Raw genomic sequence first — 19,501 nt, 5'->3', positions numbered from 1 at the left:
CACCGGTCCTCCGCGGTCCGGACGTGCCCCGTCCCGCGGCGCCGGCTGCTGGGGCCGCGCCCGCGCCGGTGCGGAAACCGTATCCCATCGTCACTCCAGGCCGGAGGGCCTGTGGACAACGGTCCGAGGCGCCGGCCAGCCGCCGGGGCCGACGGGGCATGCCGACGGGCCGGACGACCCGCCCGCCGACGGGTCACGCCACCCGAGCGAGGTCCGCGTGCCGCACCTCGTGCTCCGGCTGCAGGCCCGCCACCAGGCGCTCCAGTTCCTCCACGACGATGCGGCCGAGCCGCTCCAGTTCGTTGCCGAGGGACCCGGCGATGTGCGGGGTGAGGAACACGTTGGGCAGGTGGTAGAGCGGCGATCCCGCGGGCAGCGGCTCCGGGTCGGTGACGTCGAGGACCGCGCTGAGCCGGCCGGAGACCAGCTCGTCGGTGAGCGCCTCGTGGTCGACCAGCGCGCCGCGGGCGGTGTTGATGAGCACGCCGCCGTCCCGGACCAGGGCGAGCCGGTCGCGGTCGAGCATGTGGTGGGTCTCGGGGATGTCGGGGGCGTGCAGGCTCACGATGTCGCTGTGTCCGAGCAGGTCCTCCAGCGACAGCGACTCGGCGCCGAGGGCGGCGGCTTCGGCGGGGCTGACGTAGGGGTCGTGCAGCAGGACGGTGAGGTCGAACGGCCGCAGCAGCTCCAGCAGCCTGCGGCCCACGCGCGAGGCGCCGATGACGCCGACGCGGCGGCGGAGGTTCCCGGTCGCCGCGGTCTCGGCGGGGCCCGGGTAGGCGTGGGTGCGGCGGAAGCGCTCGCGGTGGTCGAAGGTGTCCTTGCCCACCAGCAGGATCATCGCGAGCGTGTACTCGGCGACCGGCAGGGCGTTGCCCGTCACCGCGCTGGAGACGGTGACCCCGCGTTCCCACAGGGCCTCGCCGACCAGGGAGCGGACGGACCCGGCCGCGTGCAGGACGGCGCCGAGCTTCGGGGCCGCCGCGAGGACGCCGGCGTCCAGATGGGGGCAGCCCCAGCCGGTGATCAGCATCTCGGCGGAGGCCAGGGTGGCGGCCGCGGCCGGATCGGCGAAGTCCCGCACCACCAACCCGGGGTCGATGTCGGCCGTGCGCCTCAACCGCTCCATCAGCGGCGGAGGAAAGAGCAGCGGGAGGTGCACCGGGTCCATCGCGAACACGGCCCGCGGCAGCTGGGGGCTGGGCATGACTCTCCTGGAGCTGTGGACGGAAACTGTTTCAGAAAGCGCCTTCTACCGTAGATCCGCCGGGAAGCGGCGGTCAATCGCCAGGGCCGGGGAGGTCGCCGAAGCCGCCGGATCGGGGCAACGACCTCGGAAGGAGCGGGCAGTGGCGGGAGAAGGCGGGCCAGAGTGGCGCGGTGGGGGTGATGGGCCGGTCGCCAGGACACCGCAGGCCTGGACGCAGACTGAGGCCGCTGCCAGTCCTGTTTCTGGAAATCGATTACTGACGTTTCGGCGGTCCGGAGTCGACCCGCTGAGTGTCCTTTCCGGGGTATCACTGCCCGGATGGCCGGGTCGGCAACCGGTTCCCAAATGTGTTGCCGACCGGACGTGGGCTCCGCCCTTGTTCGCGGCGGTCCGGCTGCCACTCCGGCGACCTGATCGCGACGGACGAAACCAGGCGTTTCCGGACACCCGGCGCATGACGTCGAGGTTGCACAGTCTTTTCGAAAGTTCGCCGAGGCTCTTGACGCGCCATGCTGACCGGAAGAAGCTCTGCCCCACGCACAACAACCGGTTGCCAAGCCGCCTTGTGGTCGGCGCTCCGGCACGGAGCCGGTATTTCGAACAGCAGAGCAGGAGGTGGTGCGTTCATGCACCCACGTGCTGGTGCTTCCCTGAGCCGCCGCCGATTCCTCGCCCTCTCGGCAGCCGGCGCCGCCACGGGCGCGGCGTCGCTGAGCGGTTGCGCGATGCAGGTCTCCAGCGGCGTCAGCGGCGGCGGGGAGACCGTCACGTTGATGGTCAAGCCCGACGACCTCTCCCCGGAACTGGTCCGGCAGGCCCAGAAGGACATCGGCGTCAAGATCGTCACGGTGCGGTACGACATCACCAAGCTCATCGGCATGATGACGAACGGCGCCCCGCCCGACCTGGTCCGCGGCGTCGGCGCCACGGACGCGCCCTACTTCGCGGCGCGCGACGTGATGGAGGATCTCGACCCCTACTTCGCCCGGAGCACGGTCCTCAGGGCCGACGACCTCGACCCGGTCAACGACCTGTGGCGCTACGACGGCCGCACCCAGGGCGAGGGCCCCCGCTTCGGCATGGCCAAGGACTTCTCCCAGGACTCCATGTTCTGGTACAACACCGCGCTCTTCGACGAGGCCGGAGTCGGCTACCCGCCGGAGACCGAGCCCGTCACCTACGAGGAGTGGCTGGAGAACGCCAAGCGGCTCACCCGGCGCAAGAACGGCCAGACGACCGTCTTCGGCGGCAGCTACAACGGCGTCTCGACCCCCAACCTCCTGGCGAGCCTGACGGCCGCCGCCGGCGGCAGCCTCTTCAACGACGACTTCTCACGCATCGACTTCACCACCCCCGAAGCCCGCAAGGCCCTGGCCTGGTACATCGAGTACGGCCGCAGCAGGGTCGGCCCGAGCATCGTCCAGCCGGATCCCAACACCTGGGACGGCCCCACCTTCCAGGCCAACCGCATGGCCATGTCCAACTCCGGCTACTGGCTCGGCGGCCTGATCAACGCCGACAAGAAGCTGGCGCCGCACGCCCGCCTCGCCCCGGCCCCGGTCTTCGAGAGCGGCCGACGGGTCAGCCCCTGCCAGGCCGGCACCGGCCTGTGGATGCCGAAGAAGGCGCGGAACAAGGACGCCGCCTGGCGGGTCTTCGAGTGGTTCTTCGGCGAGGGCCCCGCCAAGGCCCGCGCCTCCAGCGGCTGGGGCATCCCCAGCCTGAAGTCGCTGCGCCCGCTGATGCCCGCCCAGGAGGACTACCAGAAGCGGGTGCTGAAGGTGCAGAACGCCGAGCTGGAGCACTTCTCGGTGATCGCCTACACCCCCTACGCGACGGCGGACTCGCTCTACGCCCTGTTCAACCAGGAGGCCCCGGCCGCGATGAACGGCCGGATGTCCGTCGACACGCTGGCGGGCCGCCTGAACTCGCTGATGAACGAGCAGCTCGAGCGCGGTAAGGAGCAGGTGGGATGACGGTCGACCAGATATCCGTCGCGGACAGGACCGGCCCGGCCGCGAGCAGTGGGCGCGCCACTCCGGACCGGCGGCCCCGGATCTCCATGACGGGGCGCAGGCACCGCGCTTTCTACCTGTTCACCTCGCCCTGGATCATCGGTTTCCTGCTGCTGACCGTCGTTCCGATGGCGTACGCGCTGTGGCTGAGCTTCACCACGTACGACGGCATCTCCCCGCACTGGCGGTACGTCGGCCTCGGCAACTACACCGAGCTGTTCGCCGACCCGCAGACCTGGAACTCCCTGGGCCGCACGGGCCTGTTCGCCCTCACCTCCGTACCGCTGTCGATCGTCGCCGGGCTCGCGCTCGCCGTGCTGGTCAACCGGCCGGTCAAGGCACGCGGGCTGTTCCGCACGCTGCTCTATCTCCCGGCCGTGGTGCCGCCGGTGGGCGTCGGCCTCACCTTCAAGGCGCTCTTCGACCAGAACTCCGGTGCCGCCAACGGCGTCATCACCCTCTTCGGCTTCGACGCGCTCGGCTGGCTCGCCGACCCCTACGCCCGCTACGTGCTGCTGATGAGCGTGCTGTGGGCCGCCGGAAACGTCATGATCATCTCGCTGGCGGGGCTCCAGGACGTGCCCCGCGAGCTGCACGAGGCCGCCCGGATCGACGGGGCGAGCGCCTGGCGGACCTTCCGCAGCATCACCGTGCCGCTGCTGTCGCCGGTGCTGCTCTTCCAGACCGTCACCGGCGTGATCGCGTCCGTGCAGACCATCATGCCGCTGCTGCTCACCCCCGACGGCACCACGGCCGGCGTCACCGCGCTGCCGCAGTCCAACTACCTCTACATGATGCACGTGTTCTCGCAGTACTTCGCGCTCGGCCGCTACGGCTACGCCTCCGCGCTGCTGTGGGTGCTCTTCGTGCTGATCCTGATCGCCACCGGGCTCATCTTCAGGTTCACGTCCGGCGTGGTGTTCTACAACGTCGACCCGGAGGCGAAGAAGTGACCGCCACCAGTCCGCTCCCCGACTCCGCGCCCCGGGTGCGGATCCGCGTCCACCGCCTGGTCCTCTACACGGTCCTCGTCGTCATCACCGGGCTGTTCGTCGGCCCCTTCGGCTGGCTCGTCCTCAGCGGCCTGAAGACCCCGGCGGAACTGGCCGCCTCGCCCGTGCACTGGCTGCCCACCGACTTCCAGTGGCACAACTTCGCCGACGCCTTCCACCTGATCGACTTCCTCGGCTACGCCCGCAACTCCCTGATCATCGCGCTCATCTACGCCACGCTCGTCACCCTCAGCTCGGCCTGGGTCGGCTTCGGCTTCGCCCGGCTGGACGCCCCCGGCAAGAAGACGCTGTTCGGCATCCTCATCGGCTCGATGATGCTGCCCCAGATGATCACCCTGCTGCCGACGTACCTGATCTTCGCCAAGCTCGGCATGGTCGACACGTACTGGCCGTGGGTGCTGTGGGGGCTGGCCGCCGCCCCCTACCTGGTCTTCCTCTTCCGGCAGTTCTTCGCCGGGCTGCCCCGGGAGCTGGAGGAGGCCGCCATCGTCGACGGCTGCGGCTACGGCACGATCTTCTGGCGGATCTTCCTGCCGCAGTCCTGGCCCGTGCTCTCCGCGAGCTTCGTCATCGCCTTCACCTGGTCCTGGGGCGACTACATCGCCCCCCAACTGCTGCTCTCCACCGACAGGTCCACCCTCGCCGTGGCCGTGATGACCACGTACGTCACCTCGGCCGGCACGCCCGTCGCAAACCTCCAGGCCGCCGCCTCCGTGATGTACGTCGTGCCGATCCTGCTGATCTTCCTGATCGCCCAGCGCGGCTTCGTCGCCGGGATGTCCACGACCGGACTGAAGTAGCCCCTCTTACCGAACCTTTTGCAAGGAGTTACGCATGAACACGCCCCTGTCACGCAGAACCACCCTCCAGGCCGCCGGTGTCATCGCCGCCGCCGGCTTGGCCGGCAGCATCGCGGGCACCGCGCAGGCCGCCGCGGCGGATGAGACCGGCACCACCGGCGACAGCGTGGTCGTCCACCCGCCCCTTCCGCAGGTGCCTGTCAACAACTCCTTCACCGTCAAGGTCCGGCCGCTCGGCGGCACCTGGCAGAAGCTCGGCGTCCACCTGGCCAAGCTCGCCCTGATCGACCCCGTCACCGGCAGCAACCGCGCCCAGAACTCCTCCTGGGCCGCCTTCGACTTCTCCGGCACCGTCGAGGTCGAGGTCACGTACAACCCGGGCGGCGGTGAGAAGGTCCGCATCCGCCCGGACTCGTACGGCATCAAGCCCGAGGTGCTCGGCAGCACCGCGCGCTTCACCCTGGACCGGCCCCGCAACCTCGTCGTCCAGATCGACGACAAGATCTTCGACTGCCTGCACCTGTTCGCGAACCCGATCGAGCAGAACCCGCCCGCCGAGGGCGACAAGCACGTCATGTACTTCGGGCCGGGCCTGCACACCCACCCGGACCGGACGCTGCGTGTGCCCAGCAACACCACCGTCTATCTGGCGCCCGGTGCCGTCCTCACCTCCAACGTGATCTTCGAGAACGTGGAGAACTCCCGGCTGACCGGCCGCGGCGTGCTCTACAACTCCCCAGTCGGCGCGATGTTCATCCGCAAGTGCGAGAACGTGACCATCGACGGCGTCACCATCCTCAACCCCCGCTACGAGAACATCAGGGTCGCCGAGTCCCAGAACCTCACCATCAAGAACCTGCGCGCCTTCAGCCACCAGGGCTGGGGTGACGGCATCCAGCTCTACTGCTCCGAGAACGTCACGATCGACGGCTGCTTCCTGCGCACCTCCGACGACTCCGTCGCTCTCTACACCCACCGCTGGGACTTCTACGGCGACACCCGCAACATCACCGTCAAGAACTGCTCCCTCTGGGCCGACGTCGCCCACCCGATCAACATCGGTGTGCACGGCAATTCCGACACCCCGGAGGTGCTGGAGAACCTGCGTTACGAGAACATCGACATCCTCGACCACCGCGAGCCGCAGGTGACCTACCAGGGCGCCATCGCCTTCATGGTCGGCGACAGCAACCTCGTCCGGGACGTCAGGTTCGACGACATCCGCGTGGAGGACTTCCGCTGGGGCCAGCTCATCCACATGCGGGTCGAGTACAACCCGAAGTACAACACGTCGGCAGGCCGCGGCATCGAGTCCGTCTACATCAAGGACCTCACCTACAACGGCAAGAACGCCGACCTCTCGATCATCGCCGGCCTCGACGCGGAGCACGCGATCAAGGACGTCACCTTCGAGAACCTCCGCGTCAACGGCAGGGTGATCGCCGACAGCACGGGCAAGCCGAGGTGGTATCTGGCCTCGGACGGCGTGCCCATGTTCGTCAACGAGCACGTGACGAACCTGAAGTTCCTCACCACCGCCGAGGCCGCGGCGGCCGCCGCGTCATGAGCGCCGACCCCCTGAGAGCAACGCCCATGAGAACGACTCCCGCACCGAGCCGCCGGGGCTTCCTCGGCGGCGCGGCCGCCCTGCTGATGGTGTCGGGCGCGAGCGGACTGCTCGCGTCCGGCACCGCCCGGGCCGCCGCCCAGGACCCCACCGGTCTGCGCGCCTTCACCCACCCCGGGCTGCTGCACAGCGCCGACGACCTGGCCCGGATGAAGGCCGCCGTCGCCGCGAAGGAATCGCCTGTTCACGACGGTTTCCTCGCCCTGGCCGCCCACGCGCGCTCCAAGGCGACCTACGCCATCCAGAACACCGGCCAGATCACCTCCTGGGGTCGCGGCCCCACCAACTTCCAGAACCAGGCCGTCGCCGACTCGGCCGCCGCCTACCAGACCGCGCTGATGTGGTGCGTCACGGGCGAGCGGGCGTACGCCGACAAGTCCCGGGACATCCTCAACGCCTGGTCGGCCTCCCTGAAGACCGTCACCGGAGCGGACGGGCCGCTCGGCGCCGGACTCCAGGTCTTCAAGTTCGTCAACGCCGCCGAACTGCTCCGGCACAGCGGCTACGACGGCTGGGCGAGGGAGGACATCGCCCGCTGCGAGGAGTCGTTCCTGCGCGTCTGGTACCCGGCCATCTCCGGCTACATGCTCTACGCCAACGGCAACTGGGACCTGACGTCCGTCCAGTCGATCCTGGCCATCGGCGTGTTCTGCGAGGAGCCCACCCTCTTCGAGGACGCGCTCCGCTTCGCGGCCGCGGGCGCGGGCAACGGCAGCGTCCGCCACCGCATCGTCACCGACGCCGGCCAGGGTCAGGAGTCCGGCCGCGACCAGGGCCACGAACAGCTCGCGGTCGGCCTGCTCGCCGACGCCGCGCAGGTCGCCTGGAACCAGGGCGTCGACCTGTACGCCTTCGACGGCGACCGGCTGCTGAAGAACGTCGAGTACGCCGCCCGCTACAACCTCGGCGGCGACGTCCCCTTCGTCCCGGACCTCGACCGCACCGGCAAGTACATCAAGAGGACCGTCTCGGCCGTGGGGCGCGGCAACCTGCCGCCCATCTACGAGATGGCGTACGCGCACTACGCCGGCGTCCGCGGACTCGACACCCCCTACACCAAGGCAGCCGTCTTCCGCGGCACCGGCGGAACCCGGGTCGTCGAGGGCAGCAACGACGACCTGCCCAGCTGGGGCACCCTCACCTTCGCCGGCACCAAGGCCCCCGCCCCGGCCGTGCCCACGCCCCCGGCCGGTGTCACGGCGGTCGGCACCGACAAGTCCGTCACCCTGGCCTGGCTGCCCTCGGCGTGGGCCGAGTCGTACACCGTCCTGCGGGCCGCCGGCGCCGACGGGCCGTACGAGGAGATCGCGACCGGTCTCGCCGACCCGGCGTACACCGACCGCGACGCCCACCCCGGCAAGACGGCCTACTACCGGGTCACCGCCGCCAACTCCCGGGGCCGCAGCGCCCCTTCACCGTGGGCGGCGGCGGTCCCCGGCCTGCCCGAGCCCTGGGCGACGCGGGACGTCGGGGACGTCCGGATCCCCGGCTCGGCGGTCTTCGACGGCGAACGGTTCCTGCTGGAGGCCTCCGGCACCGCCGACACCCACCGCCTGGCCTACCTGCCGCTGCGCGGCGACGGCACGATCACCGCGCGGATCGTGTATCCGCTCAGCTCCCAGTACTCCAGGATCGGCGTCACCGTACGGGCCGGCCTGGACGCGGACGCCGCCCACGCCGCCATGCTGATCCAGGGCCTGCCGCTGCACACCTGGAGCGGTGTCTGGTCCGTACGGGCCAGGACGGGGGAGCGGGTCAGGGGGACCGGCAGCACACCCGTGCCGCCCTCCCAGCAACAGGCGATCACCACCGGCGCCGCCTTCCCGATCTCCTCCCTCGGCGCGCTGCCCGAGTCGGCGACCCCGCTCAAGGCCCCCTACGTCGAGGGCGCGGGCGACGGCTACCGGCTGCGCATGCCGTACTGGGTGCGCGTGACCCGCCGGGGCGACCGCTGCACCGGCGCCATCTCCCCGGACGGCATCCGCTGGACCGAGGTCGGCTCCACCGACGTCGACCTCGGCGCCACGGCGTACGTCGGCCTCACCCTCACCTCCTGCCTCGGCGTCGACGAGGAGTACGCCGAGACCGGCACGGGCGCCTTCGACAACGTCAGCGTGGTCTCCCGCACCGCCGGCGAGATCTGGACCGTGCCGCGCCCCGCCCGCGCCACCGGCGACCTGCGGGCCGCCGCCGGAGCGGACGCGGTCGAACTGGCCTGGACCGACCCGGACCTCGCCGCCCGCTACAAGGTGCTGCGCGCCACCGCCGCCGACGGCCCGTACGAGACCATCGCCACCGGCGTCGGCCCGGTCGGCTTCGGCACCCGCATCCGGTACGCCGACGCCACCGGCACCCCCGGCACGACGTACCACTACGCCGTCGCCAAGACCAACGTCGCCGGACGCGGCCCCCTGTCGCCGTCCGCCGCGGCGACGACGCCGATGCCGTCGCAGCCACAACTCACCTCCCCCACCGTGGCGTTCGCCAACAAAGGCGTGCCCTTCAAGCACCTCCTGCGGGCGACGCACGAACCCGTGCGGTTCACCGCGGACGGGCTGCCCGACGGCCTGCGCGTCGACCGGCGCACCGGCCTGATCTCCGGAACGCCCACCGAGACGGGCGAGTTCGAGGTCACCACCACGGCGGGCAACGCCGCCGGAGACGCCACCGCCACCCTCACCCTCACGGTCGGCACCCCGCCGCCCGCGCCCTGGACCTACGGCGACCTGGGCGACGTCGTCCTCGACGACCGCGCCTACGGCACCCTCGGCGTGGTCGCCGTCCGCACCCCCGGCAGCACCGCCCACCAGGACGGGACCTTCGTGGTGCGGGGCGCCGGGACCGACCTCACCGTCAACAACCAGGGCATGACGGGCCAGTTCGTCCGACGGCCCGTCAGCGGTGACTGCGAGGTCACCGCCCGCCTGCTCTCCCGCGCCGGAGCCGCCGGCGACCGGGTCGGCCTGCTCATGGCCAAGTCCCTGTCGCCGTTCGACCAGGCGGCCGGGGCGATCGTCACCGGCGGCACCAGCGCCCAGCTGATGCTGCGCCCGACCGTCGCCGGACGGTCCACCTTCACGGGCAACGCGGCGGTCACCGCCGGCTGCCTGCTGCGGCTGAAGCGCACCGGGACGCGCTTCACCGCATCCGCCTCGACCGACGACGGCGCCACCTGGACCCCCCTCGCCGCGGGAGACATCCCCGGCTTCGGTGACGCCCCCTACTACGTGGGCCTCGTGGTCTGCTCCCGCAGCCCCCTGACCCACAGCACCACCGAGTTCGACGAGGTGAGCATCACCCCCATGTAGTACTCCACGGATCGGAGACACAGCATGAGCCGCACGTCCCCCCACACGCACCACGAGGGCGGCCACGTGAGCCGCCGCGGTCTGCTCAAGACCGCCGGCGGCCTCACCGCGGGCCTCGCCCTCGGCACCACCGCCACCACGGCCGACGCCGCACCCGCCACCTTCACCCACCCCGGCATGCTCCACAACTGGGGCGACATCAACCGCGCCAAGGTCAGGGTCGCCGCGGGCGACGACCCCTGGCTCTCCGGCTGGAACAGACTGACCGCCAACTCCCACTCACAGTCCACCTGGACCGCCAGGCCGCAGTCCGTCGTCTACCGCGGATCGGGCTACCCCGAGAACTACACGCTCCTCTACAACGACATCGCCGCCGCCTACCAGAACGCCCTGCGCTGGCAGGTCGCCGGCACCGCCGCCAACGGGGACTGCGCCGTGCGCATCCTCAACGCCTGGGCGAACACGCTCACGTCCATCCAGGGCAACGCCGACCGGTTCCTCGCCGCGGGGATCTACGGCTGGCAGTTCGCCAACGCCGCCGAGCTCATGCGCGGCTACGCCGGCTTCGACCTGAACAGGTTCAAGCAGATGATGCTGAACGTGTTCTACCCGATGAACAACCAGTTCCTCACCGGCCACAACGACGCCTGCATCACCAACTACTGGGCCAACTGGGACCTGTGCAACATGGCCTCGATCATGGCCATCGGGATCCTGTGCGACGACGGCGCCAAGTACGACCAGGCGGTGAACTACTTCAAGACCGGCGCAGGAAACGGTTCCATCCAGCACGCCGTCCCGTTCCTGTACCCGGGCGTCGAGGGCTACGACCTCGGCCAGTGGCAGGAGTCCGGCCGCGACCAGGGCCACACCATGATGGGCATGGGCCAGATGGGCGCGATCTGCGAGATGGCCTGGAACCAGGGAGACGACCTCTACTCCTACGACGGCCGCCGCTTCATGAAGGCCGCCCAGTACGTCGCCAAGTACAACCTGAACATGAACGTGCCCTTCACCACCTACACCTGGGGCAGCGGCCAGAACTGCTCCCAGCAGTCGCACACCGCGATCAGCTCCGTCTCCCGCGGCCAGGTCCGCCCGGTCTGGGCGATGCTCCACTACCACTACGGGCGGCGTCTGCTCCTCGACGACAAGTACATCGCCCAGATGTGCTTCTCCGTCGCCCCCGAGGGCGGAGGAGGCGACTACGGCACCACCAGCGGCGGCTTCGACCAGCTCGGCTTCGGCACGCTGATGTACGCCAAATAGCGTGTCCGCAGCCCAAGAGTCCGCCAAATAGCGGTCAAGCCGGCCCGTGCACCGGAATACCGAGGAGCGATGTGATGCTCTGGTGTTTCCGGTGCACGAGCGCGGCGAAGGGCTGGTGGGCGGTATGACGGCAGGCCAGACGGATCCCGTGGTCAAGAGCCCGTACGGGGCCGTACGCGGCCGGTACGAGCGGGGGGTCGCGGTCTTCCGCGGCATCCCGTACGCGGCACCCCCTTTCGGCCCCCGCCGCTTCCGCCCGCCCGTATCCCTCCCACCCTGGGACGGCGTCCTCGACGCCGGCGCCTTCGGCCCCACCCCGCCGAAGCCCCCGTACTCCGACGCCTTCGCCCACTACCTGTCCGACCCGGTCGTGCCCGGCGACGACTGCCTCAACCTCAACGTCTGGACCCCCGACCCGGACCCCGCGGCCCGCCTCCCCGTCCTCGTCTGGCTGCACGGCGGCGCCCTGACCAGGGGCTCGTCCGCCGTCCCCGTCTACGACGGCCACACCTTCGCCCGCGACGGCGTCGTCTGCGTCTCGGTCAACTACCGGCTGGGAGTCGAAGGCTACGGACTGTTCCCGGACACACCCCCGAACCCCGGCCTGCGTGACCAGATCGCCGCCCTGACCTGGGTGCACGAGGCCATCGAGGCCTTCGGCGGCGACCCCGGCCGCATCACCCTCTTCGGCCAGTCCGCCGGGGCGATCAGCATCGGCGCCCTCCTCGCCGCGCCGCAGACGCGGGGGCTGGTCCGGCGGGCGGTCCTGCAGAGCGGGCCGCCCGAGGCGTCCGAGCGGGCCAAGGTACGGCGGATGGTCCGCCGTATGGCCTCCCGGCTGAAGATCCCCGCCACCGCCGAGGCCTTCGCGGCCGTCGACCGCGACCTGCTGCTGCACACCCAGGCCGAGGTGGGCAGGCTCAGCAGCCCGGTGGTCGGCGGCCCCGCCTTCGGCATCGTCGTCGACGGCGATGTCGTCCCGCGCGACCCCCTGGAAGCCCTCGTCGAGGGCGCCGCCCCGGGCGTGGAACTGCTGATGGGCTGGACCCGCGACGAGTACCGGCTCTGGCTGGTCCCGGGCGGTCTCCTGGACCGCGTGGACCGCCTCGGAGCCGTCGCCCTGGCCGGTGCCATGGCCCGCTGCCACTGCGGCAGCGAGGTCCCGCGCGGCTACCGCGCCCTGCACCCCGAGGCGAGCACGGCGGAGATCGTCGGCCAGCTCGTCACCGACCACCTGCTCCGCATCCCCCTGCACCACCTGGCCGACGCCCGTACGGAACCGTCGTACGTCTACGAGTTCGCCTGGCCCTCCAACCTCCCCGGCCTCGGCGCCTGCCACGCGCTGGAACTCGGTTTCGTCTTCGACACCGGGGACGTCCCGGAGTCCCGGAAGCTCGCCGGGGAGGGCGCGCCGCAGGAGCTGGCCGACGAGATGCACGCCGCCTGGGTGCGCTTCGCCACGGACGGCGACCCGGGCTGGGAACGCTGGGACGCGGCCCACCCCGTGCGCGTCTTCGGAGACCGCGCACCGGACGCCGAGAACGGCCTGGCCTACACGGCGTACGGCCCCCGTGACCGCGAACTCGCCCTCTGGGCGACCGACGCCGCCGTCACCTCCCCGGAAGCCACACCCGCATCGGCGGCTGCCGACGATTCGCCCACCCGCAGTACGGAACTGCGGTCAGCCGTACGGAGACTCCGCCGCTCCGGGGCACTCCGCCGGCACTGACGACGCAGGCCGCTTTTCGGGAGGGGTCCCGAGGGCGGCTTTGTAGCGTGCCCGGGTGAGCTGTCCACCATCCAGTCCTGCCCGTCTTCGGCGTGAAGTGCGGGCCGCCGCTGAGTGACGGACGCGAAAGGAAGGGCCATGAGCACGACCCGGGAAGAGGTCAGGGCGGGAATCTGGGTCATCGGCGGTATCGCCGCCCTGGTCACCGTCGGCCTGATCATCACTCTCGTCGTCGGTGGCGTCAGCTGGCTGACCGCCCCGTTCCGCGGCGAAGTCGACAAGCGCGACCGCACCGAGGGTTCGGGTGCGTTCCGGATCGCCACGTACGAGGAGTTCTTCGGACTCTGCTCCACGGTGCAGTCCAAAGAAGGGACCATCAGGACTCTGGAAGAGGAGAACAAGACGGCCTCCGAATCCAGGCGGGCTCAGATCGGCACCTCCCTCACCGCCCTGAAGTCGTCCCGGATCGAAGCGGTCAACGAATACAACGCCAAAGCCGCACAGGAGCACCGGAGCGCCTTCAAGGACAAGGACCTGCCGCCGCGGTTGGACGTGAACGACATGACCACCACGTGTGCGCCGTGACGAAGAGGAGAAGGGTCATGAAACGCCTCACCCGGACCGCGCTTGCCGTCGCCGCCGCTCTGGTGCTCGGCTTCACTGCCGCCGCCTGCGAAGACGACTCCTCACAGGCGGCGGAGACGAGGGCCAAGGAGAAGGGCTACGACAAACTGGTGGCGAACCAGCCGATAGAGATCCCCGAGTACTCGACGACGCGAGAGACCATCAACCAGTGGATCAAGACCTGGGGTAAGGCCAGCTCGAAGGGCAAACTCAGTTATGTCTACCTCCAGAACGCCAAGGGTGAGTACGGCTACTTCGTTCTGAAGGGCCTCCCCGTCTCGTACTGTTCGCTGGGTACACCACCGTCGAAGACGAAATCGAGCAGCAACGGCATGGTCAACGTCCCGCTCCCGGAAATGGACGGCACCTACAGCAACGGGGCCGGGACCTGCAACACCTACTACGGCTTCGACGCCACCACGGGTGCCTACCTGGAGTTCACCCTCGGCATGAACCAGAGCTTCTTCCTCTTCGACCAGCCCGCCACGCTGCCGGAATTCACCTCCGCGTCCCAGCTGGGACCCAGCTCGATCGAGGACGTGGATCCCTGAGCCTCGATCCACCGCGTGAATCCCGACGTCATCGTCCGATGCTCCGGCGCCATCGGATCTCGCCTTCGTGCCATGCGTCGGTGGGGGACAGCCCGGCAGCGGTGGCGACGGCGGCGGATGCCCGGTGTTCGGGATGGATGTGGGCGATGACGGTGTGCACCGCCTGCCGGCCGAGCCAGTCGACGAGTCCTCGGGCCGCTTCGGTGGCGATGCCTCTGCCCTGCCACGGGGGCCCCACCACCCAGGCGATCTCGGCCATGGCGTGGTGGGCGGAGCGGCTGACCGTGGCCTGGACGGTGCCTGTCAGGCAGGCTTCGTCGCGGAGCCGGATCACCCAGTTCAGCCAGGACACGGCCGGATCGGGAGAACCTTCGGTCATCCGCCGGTAGCGCGAGCGCAGGGCTTGCGGGGTGTCCGGAGTGCCGCCGATGAAGGTGTGCAGGGCCGGATCGGACAGCACGGCGGCCATCTCCTCGGCATGCTCGACGCGCAGCGGCAGCAGATCCAGCCGCCCGGTGCCGATGGCCTGGGCCACGAGGGTGCTCATGCCTCCCCCTGACCCTACGGACGTTCGTGGGTCGGCGGCGGACCCACCGAGTCCCGCACCACCACATGCGTGCCCAGCAGCAGATGCTCGTCCGCCGCCCCCGGCGTGTGCTCCAGGGCCGTGCGGACGGCGAGGCGGCCCAGTTCCTCGTAGGGGACGTGGACCGTCGTCAGGGCGGGGTGCAGGTCGCGGGCGAAGGGGATGTCGTCGTAGCCGGCGAGCGAGACGTCGCCCGGCACGGTCAGGCCCGCCTCGTGCAGGGCGGTGAGGGCGCCCGCCGCGACCATGTCCGTCGCGGCCACCACCGCCGTGAACTCCAGGCCGTCCTTGAGGGCCTGCTGCATCAGGCGGTGGCCCGCGTCGCGCGTGAAGTCGCCGTGCAGGAGGAGCGACGGGTCGGGGGTGAGGCCGCGGGCCCGGTGGGCCGCGAGGTAGCCGCGTTCGCGGCCCAGGGCCGTGGTGTGGTCCGCCCGGCCGCCGAGGAACAGCACCCGCCGGTGGCCCTGGGCGAGGACGTGCGCGACGAGCGTGTAGGCGCCGCCCTCGTTGTCGTACTCGATGACCGTCACCGGGGCGCCGGGGTCCAGCGGTGGCCGGCCGCACAGGACCAGGCGGGAACCGGCCGAGGCGAGGGAGTCGGCCATGCGGTGGGTGCGCTCGCGGTACTCGGGGGTGTCGGCCGTGCCGCCGACCAGGATCACGGCGGCGGCCCGCTGGGCCCGCATCATCTCGACGAACTCCAGCTCGTGCCGGACGTCGCCCTCCGTGCTGCACACCAGGCAGAGGTGGCCGAGCCGGGTCGCCTCGCGCTCCACGCCGTGCGCCATGTGCGCGAACGACGGGCCGGTGATGTCCTCCAGGACGAACGCGAGGGTGGGCGTGCCGACGCCCGCGATCGCCTTCGCCCGCGCGTCGGCCACGTAGTCCAGGTCCCGGACCGCCCGCATCACCCGGCCGCGCGTCGCCGCGCTCACCGGGTAGACGCCGCCGAGCACCCGGGACACCGTCGACGCCGAGACCCCCGCGCGGGCCGCCACGTCCCGGATGGTGCTGCGGCTCGCGTCGCCGCTCTTCCTCGTCATGCCTGCCTCGTCCCTCCCGGGCACCGGTCCGCGCCCACCCCCTCGGGAACTGCGGCAACGCCGTAGCAACCGGTTCCCATCACGGAGGCTAGCAGCGGAAAGGGGAGGGGAGGAGGGGTGTGCGCAGACTGGTGCCGGGGCGTCGGCGCGCCCCCTACGCCGCCCGCACCGCCCCGGCGATCCCGGTGATCGCCTCCGGGCCCACCCGGCAGCAGCCGCCGATCAGCCGGGCCCCCGCCCGCTGCCACCCGTGCACCTGGCCGGGGGCGAAGGAGGAGCGGCCGGTCCAGGTGCGCGCCCCGGCGTCCCAGGTCTCGCCGCTGTTGGGGTAGACGACGACCGGCTTGCCGGTGACCCGCGCCGCGGTCGCCGCGGCGGCGTCCACGTCCTCGGGCGCGCAGCAGTTCACGCCCACCGCGATCACCTCGTCCGCGTCGGCCGCCAGGGCGAAGGCCTCCTCCAGCGGCTGCCCGGCCCGCGTGCGGCCGCCCGCCACGGAGTACGTCAGCCAGGCCGGCACCCCGAGCCCGCGCACCGCCCGCAGCAGGGCCGCGGCCTCGTCGGCGTCCGGGACCGTCTCCAGGGCCAGCACGTCGGGGCGGGCCGAGGCCAGCACCTCCAGGCGGGGCCGGTGGAAACGCTCCAGCTCGTCCACCGTCAGCCCGTAGCGGCCCCGGTACTCCGAGCCGTCCGCGAGCATCGCCCCGTACGGGCCGGCCGACGCCGCCACCCACAGGGGCCGGGAGGCGCGGGCGCGGCGGGCCGCCTCCCGGGCCAGCTCCACGCTCAGCGCCATCAGTTCGGCCGCCCGGTCGTGGTCGATCCCGCGCTTCGCGAAGCCCTCGAACGTGGCCTGGTAGCTGGAGGTGATCGCCACGTCGGCGCCCGCCCGGAAGTAGGCGAGGTGCGCCTCGGTGACCGCCTCCGGCCGTTCGGCGAGCAGCCGCGCCGACCACAGCTCGTCGCTCAGGTCGTGCCCGGCCGACTCGAGCTGGTTGGACATGCCGCCGTCCAGGACGACCGTCCCGGCGGCGAGGGCTTCGGCGAGGGTGAGGGTGCTCGTCATACGGGTGACGGTAGTCGAGATCCGGTGGCGGACCCCAGTCGATTGTGTCCAGTACATGAACAGGTCGCCCAACATGTGGGACGGCGGGTTACGATCACGCCCCTCCCCCTCCCCTCCCGCCCGTACAGGAACACTCATGACCGTCCCTCGCCCCGCCGAGGCCGCCGAACCTGCCGGGCCGGCCGCCACCCCGTCCGCCGCGCCCGTTCCCCGCCGCACCTTCGGCCTCGCCGCCGCCACGGCCCTCGTCATGGGCAACATCATCGGCGGCGGCATCTTCGCCCTGCCCGCCACCGTCGCCCCCTACGGCACGGTCAGCCTGCTCGCCTTCCTCGTGCTCTCCGTCGGCGCCGTGCTGCTCGCGCTGCTCTTCGGCCGGCTGGCCCGGCGCAGCCCGGTCACCGGCGGGCTGTACGTCTACCCGCGGGACGCCTTCGGCGAGTTCGCCGGGTTCCTGTCGGCCTGGTCGTACTGGACGATGTGCTGGGTCAGCATCGCCGCCCTGGCCGTCGCGGTCGTCGGCTACGTCGACGTCCTCATACCCCTGCACGGCGACCACGCCCTCCAGGCCGCCGTCGCCCTGGCCGCCCTGTGGCTGCCGGCCGCCGCGAACTTCGCGGGGACGCGCTGGGTCGGCGCGGTGCAGGTGGTCTCGACGGTGCTGAAGTTCGTGCCGCTGCTGCTGCTCGCCACGGTCGGCCTGTTCTTCGTCGACGCCGACAACTTCGGCCCGTTCAACGCCTCCGGGCAGAGCGTCTCCGGCGCGCTGGCCGCCTCCGCCGCGCTGCTGCTCTACAGCTTCCTCGGGGTGGAGTCGGCGGCGGTCAGCGCGGGCGAGGTCCGCGACCCGGAGCGCACGGTCGGCCGGGCGAGCGTCCTCGGCACCCTCGCCTCGGCCCTGGTCTACGTCCTCGGCACGGTCGCCGTCTTCGGCCTCGTCCCGCACCGCGAACTCGTCGACTCCGGCGCCCCGTTCGCCGACGCCGTCAACGCCATCACCGGCGGCGGCTGGGGCGGCACCGCCATCGCCCTGGTCGCGGTCGCCTCCATCACCGGCTGCCTCAACGGCTGGATCCTCATGGCGGCGCAGATGCCGTACGCCGCCGCCCGCGACGGCCTCTTCCCGGCACCCTTCGCCCGCGTCGGCAAGGGCGGCGTCCCCGGCTTCGGCGTCTGGGCGTGCGCGGTCCTCGGCACGCTGCTCATCGCCCTCAACTACACGGCCGGCCCGGACACCACCTTCCGCGTCCTCGTCCTGATCACCACGTTCACCGGCTGCGTGCCGTACCTGCTGTCGGCGGCGGCCCAGCTGTACTGGCTGGCCCGCGGCACCCGCGACCGGGTCCGTCCCGCCGGACTCGCCCGCGATCTCACCGTCGCCGTCCTGTCGTTCGGCTTCTCGTTCTGGCTGATCGCGGGCGCCGGGTACGCGGCCGTCTACCAGGGCGTGCTGTTCCTGTTCGCGGGGATCCCGGTGTACGTGTGGCTGCGGGGACGCGGGGACAGGACCGAGGCGTCGGCATAGCATCGGGGGATGCCCGAGGTCGCTGCCCCGCAAGCCGAAGTACGTGAAGTCCTGGGAGTCCCGGCGGACGAGGCGGTGTTTGATCCGCTCCCGCACAACCCGCTGAACGGCGTCACGGCCGGGGTGTGGCGCGTCACCGGCGGCGGACGCTCGGCCGTGCTGAAGGTGCTGACGCGGACGAAGGAGACCGGTGTCTCCTGGGCGGCGTCCAACGACCCGCGCCACTGGAACTTCTGGCGCCGCGAGGCGTACGTCTACGGGTCCGGGCTCGCCCGGGTCTGGGAGCGGCACGGCATCCGCGCGCCCCGGCTGCTGGAGTGCGCCGAACGCCCCGGCGGCGACGTGGCGCTGTGGCTGGAGGACGTGCCGGGCGAACCGGCGACGAGCTGGCCCCTGGCCCGGCACGTCGAGCACGCCCGGCGCCTCGGCGCGGCACAGGGCGAGACCGGCGCGGGGGAGGACCGGCCGTGGCTGTCCCGGCACTTCCTGCGCGACTACACGGCGGGGAAGACGACGGGCGCGGCCCTGCTCGACGACGACGAGGCCTGGCGGCACCCCCTGGTCCGGTCCCACTTCCCGCCCGGCCTGCGCGAGGACATGGTCCGACTCCACCACGACCGCGAGTGGTTCCTCACGGTGATGGAGTCCCTGCCCCGCGCCTTCTGCCACCTCGACCAGTGGCCGGCGAACCTCCGCTCCGACGGCCACGGCACCGGCGTCCTGCTCGACTGGGCCTTCGCCGGCGACGGCGCCCTCGGCGAGGACCTCGGCAACTATCTCCCCGACACCGTCTTCGACCACTTCGTCCCCGCCGCCGAGCTGCACGGCCTGGCGAAGTCGGCCTACGACGCCTACGTGCACGGTCTGCGCGAGAGCGGCTGGCACGGCGACGAACGCCTCGTACGGCTCGCCGTGTGCGCCTCCGCGGTGAAGTACGACTGGCTCACCGCACTGATGCTGGCCAGGGCGGACGAGGAGCCGGTCGGGTACGGCGGCACGGGCACGGTCGCCGCCGCCGTCCGCTACCGCGAACGGGGCCTCACCCTCGCCTTCCTCGCCGAGTGGGCGGCCGAGGCACGGCTGCTGGCCCCGCAGCTCGGCTTTCCCGAGGCGCCGAGCGGCCGCTGAGGGCTGC

At 71.4% G+C, this 19,501-nt stretch carries 15 protein-coding genes and 1 pseudogene; 11 read left to right on the top strand and 5 right to left on the bottom strand.

Features of this window, described 5'->3' with window-relative positions:
- Positions 1 to 193 precede the first annotated feature (193 nt).
- A complete protein-coding gene (locus tag ACSUPV_RS08550; RefSeq protein WP_359789074.1) occupies positions 194 to 1,207 on the bottom strand; it encodes a hydroxyacid dehydrogenase in 1,014 nt (337 codons plus the stop codon).
- A gap of 629 nt (positions 1,208 to 1,836) precedes the next feature.
- Here ACSUPV_RS08550 and ACSUPV_RS08545 point away from each other — a divergent pair.
- The 7 genes and pseudogenes from ACSUPV_RS08545 to ACSUPV_RS08515 form a co-directional block, all read left to right on the top strand.
- On the top strand, positions 1,837 to 3,186 hold the full coding sequence (locus ACSUPV_RS08545; RefSeq protein ID WP_436947239.1) for an extracellular solute-binding protein: 1,350 nt from the start codon (positions 1,837 to 1,839) through the stop codon (positions 3,184 to 3,186).
- The gene (locus tag ACSUPV_RS08540) at positions 3,183 to 4,178 is read left to right on the top strand and encodes a carbohydrate ABC transporter permease (protein ID WP_359789080.1); all 996 of its coding nucleotides are present in this window, start codon (positions 3,183 to 3,185) and stop codon (positions 4,176 to 4,178) included. Before ACSUPV_RS08545 ends, ACSUPV_RS08540 begins: the two co-directional genes overlap by 4 nt.
- A complete protein-coding gene (locus ACSUPV_RS08535; RefSeq protein ID WP_436947238.1) occupies positions 4,175 to 5,038 on the top strand; it encodes a carbohydrate ABC transporter permease in 864 nt (287 codons plus the stop codon). The genes ACSUPV_RS08540 and ACSUPV_RS08535 overlap by 4 nt, the downstream gene beginning before the upstream one ends.
- Positions 5,039 to 5,072: 34 nt before the next feature.
- Complete coding sequence (locus ACSUPV_RS08530; protein ID WP_037759145.1) at positions 5,073 to 6,605, top strand: glycosyl hydrolase family 28 protein; 1,533 nt, start codon at positions 5,073 to 5,075, stop codon at positions 6,603 to 6,605.
- Positions 6,606 to 6,631: 26 nt separating this feature from the next.
- A complete protein-coding gene (locus ACSUPV_RS08525; protein WP_436947237.1) occupies positions 6,632 to 9,973 on the top strand; it encodes an alginate lyase family protein in 3,342 nt (1,113 codons plus the stop codon).
- 24 nt (positions 9,974 to 9,997) lie between these two features.
- Positions 9,998 to 11,242 (top strand): alginate lyase family protein, encoded by a 1,245-nt coding sequence (locus ACSUPV_RS08520; protein WP_436947236.1) that lies wholly within the window; start codon positions 9,998 to 10,000, stop codon positions 11,240 to 11,242.
- Positions 11,243 to 11,366: 124 nt separating this feature from the next.
- A pseudogene (locus tag ACSUPV_RS08515) lies at positions 11,367 to 12,710 on the top strand (carboxylesterase/lipase family protein); the annotation flags it as partial.
- Positions 12,711 to 12,852: 142 nt separating this feature from the next.
- Here the strand turns inward: ACSUPV_RS08515 and ACSUPV_RS08510 are convergent.
- The gene (locus ACSUPV_RS08510; RefSeq protein ID WP_382615531.1) at positions 12,853 to 12,957 is read right to left on the bottom strand and encodes a hypothetical protein; all 105 of its coding nucleotides are present in this window, start codon (positions 12,955 to 12,957) and stop codon (positions 12,853 to 12,855) included.
- Positions 12,958 to 13,109: 152 nt separating this feature from the next.
- Here ACSUPV_RS08510 and ACSUPV_RS08505 point away from each other — a divergent pair, with 152 nt between their 5' ends.
- Positions 13,110 to 13,556: a hypothetical protein gene (locus ACSUPV_RS08505; protein WP_382615452.1), complete on the top strand. Its 447-nt coding sequence runs from the start codon at positions 13,110 to 13,112 to the stop codon at positions 13,554 to 13,556.
- Between the two features lie 17 nt (positions 13,557 to 13,573).
- Positions 13,574 to 14,146, top strand: a complete 573-nt coding sequence (locus ACSUPV_RS08500; RefSeq protein ID WP_382615454.1) for a hypothetical protein — start codon at positions 13,574 to 13,576, stop codon at positions 14,144 to 14,146.
- A 28-nt stretch (positions 14,147 to 14,174) separates the two neighbouring features.
- Here the strand turns inward: ACSUPV_RS08500 and ACSUPV_RS08495 are convergent, their stop codons facing one another.
- The 3 genes from ACSUPV_RS08495 to mmuM form a co-directional block, all read right to left on the bottom strand.
- Positions 14,175 to 14,693 carry a GNAT family N-acetyltransferase gene (locus tag ACSUPV_RS08495; protein WP_436947235.1) on the bottom strand — a complete coding sequence of 173 codons (519 nt, stop codon included), beginning with the start codon at positions 14,691 to 14,693 and terminating at the stop codon, positions 14,175 to 14,177.
- Between the two features lie 14 nt (positions 14,694 to 14,707).
- Positions 14,708 to 15,775 (bottom strand): LacI family DNA-binding transcriptional regulator, encoded by a 1,068-nt coding sequence (locus tag ACSUPV_RS08490; protein WP_382615456.1) that lies wholly within the window; start codon positions 15,773 to 15,775, stop codon positions 14,708 to 14,710.
- Positions 15,776 to 15,929: 154 nt separating this feature from the next.
- Positions 15,930 to 16,841, bottom strand: a complete 912-nt coding sequence (mmuM, locus tag ACSUPV_RS08485) for a homocysteine S-methyltransferase (protein WP_359789100.1) — start codon at positions 16,839 to 16,841, stop codon at positions 15,930 to 15,932.
- Positions 16,842 to 16,977: 136 nt separating this feature from the next.
- Between mmuM and ACSUPV_RS08480 the strand changes: the two genes are divergently transcribed.
- Positions 16,978 to 18,366, top strand: coding sequence for an amino acid permease (locus ACSUPV_RS08480; protein WP_436947234.1), 1,389 nt, complete (start codon positions 16,978 to 16,980; stop codon positions 18,364 to 18,366).
- Positions 18,367 to 18,375: 9 nt separating this feature from the next.
- Entirely contained in the window at positions 18,376 to 19,494 is a 1,119-nt protein-coding gene (locus tag ACSUPV_RS08475) for an aminoglycoside phosphotransferase (protein WP_359789105.1), read from the top strand.
- Positions 19,495 to 19,501: the final 7 nt, after the last annotated feature.

Origin of the sequence: Streptomyces sp. SudanB52_2052, from assembly GCF_964272415.1 — a bacterium.
GTDB classification, from domain to species: Bacteria; Actinomycetota; Actinomycetes; order Streptomycetales; family Streptomycetaceae; genus Streptomyces; species Streptomyces olindensis.
Note: the sequence above shows the minus strand (reverse complement) of the source record. Positions and strands in the feature narration are given on the sequence as shown.

What these genes read in the sequence shown, in the direction of transcription:
- ACSUPV_RS08550 (WP_359789074.1), bottom strand. Translation starts at nt 1,207, where the DNA reads ATGCCCAGCCCCCAGCTGCCGCGGGCCGTGTTCGCGATGGACCCGGTG.
- ACSUPV_RS08545 (WP_436947239.1), top strand. Translation starts at nt 1,837, where the DNA reads ATGCACCCACGTGCTGGTGCTTCCCTGAGCCGCCGCCGATTCCTCGCC.
- ACSUPV_RS08540 (WP_359789080.1), top strand. Translation starts at nt 3,183, where the DNA reads ATGACGGTCGACCAGATATCCGTCGCGGACAGGACCGGCCCGGCCGCG.
- ACSUPV_RS08530 (WP_037759145.1), top strand. Translation starts at nt 5,073, where the DNA reads ATGAACACGCCCCTGTCACGCAGAACCACCCTCCAGGCCGCCGGTGTC.
- ACSUPV_RS08525 (WP_436947237.1), top strand. Translation starts at nt 6,632, where the DNA reads ATGAGAACGACTCCCGCACCGAGCCGCCGGGGCTTCCTCGGCGGCGCG.
- ACSUPV_RS08520 (WP_436947236.1), top strand. Translation starts at nt 9,998, where the DNA reads ATGAGCCGCACGTCCCCCCACACGCACCACGAGGGCGGCCACGTGAGC.
- ACSUPV_RS08505 (WP_382615452.1), top strand. Translation starts at nt 13,110, where the DNA reads ATGAGCACGACCCGGGAAGAGGTCAGGGCGGGAATCTGGGTCATCGGC.
- ACSUPV_RS08500 (WP_382615454.1), top strand. Translation starts at nt 13,574, where the DNA reads ATGAAACGCCTCACCCGGACCGCGCTTGCCGTCGCCGCCGCTCTGGTG.
- ACSUPV_RS08495 (WP_436947235.1), bottom strand. Translation starts at nt 14,693, where the DNA reads ATGAGCACCCTCGTGGCCCAGGCCATCGGCACCGGGCGGCTGGATCTG.
- ACSUPV_RS08490 (WP_382615456.1), bottom strand. Translation starts at nt 15,775, where the DNA reads ATGACGAGGAAGAGCGGCGACGCGAGCCGCAGCACCATCCGGGACGTG.
- mmuM (WP_359789100.1), bottom strand. Translation starts at nt 16,841, where the DNA reads ATGACGAGCACCCTCACCCTCGCCGAAGCCCTCGCCGCCGGGACGGTC.
- ACSUPV_RS08480 (WP_436947234.1), top strand. Translation starts at nt 16,978, where the DNA reads ATGACCGTCCCTCGCCCCGCCGAGGCCGCCGAACCTGCCGGGCCGGCC.
- ACSUPV_RS08475 (WP_359789105.1), top strand. Translation starts at nt 18,376, where the DNA reads ATGCCCGAGGTCGCTGCCCCGCAAGCCGAAGTACGTGAAGTCCTGGGA.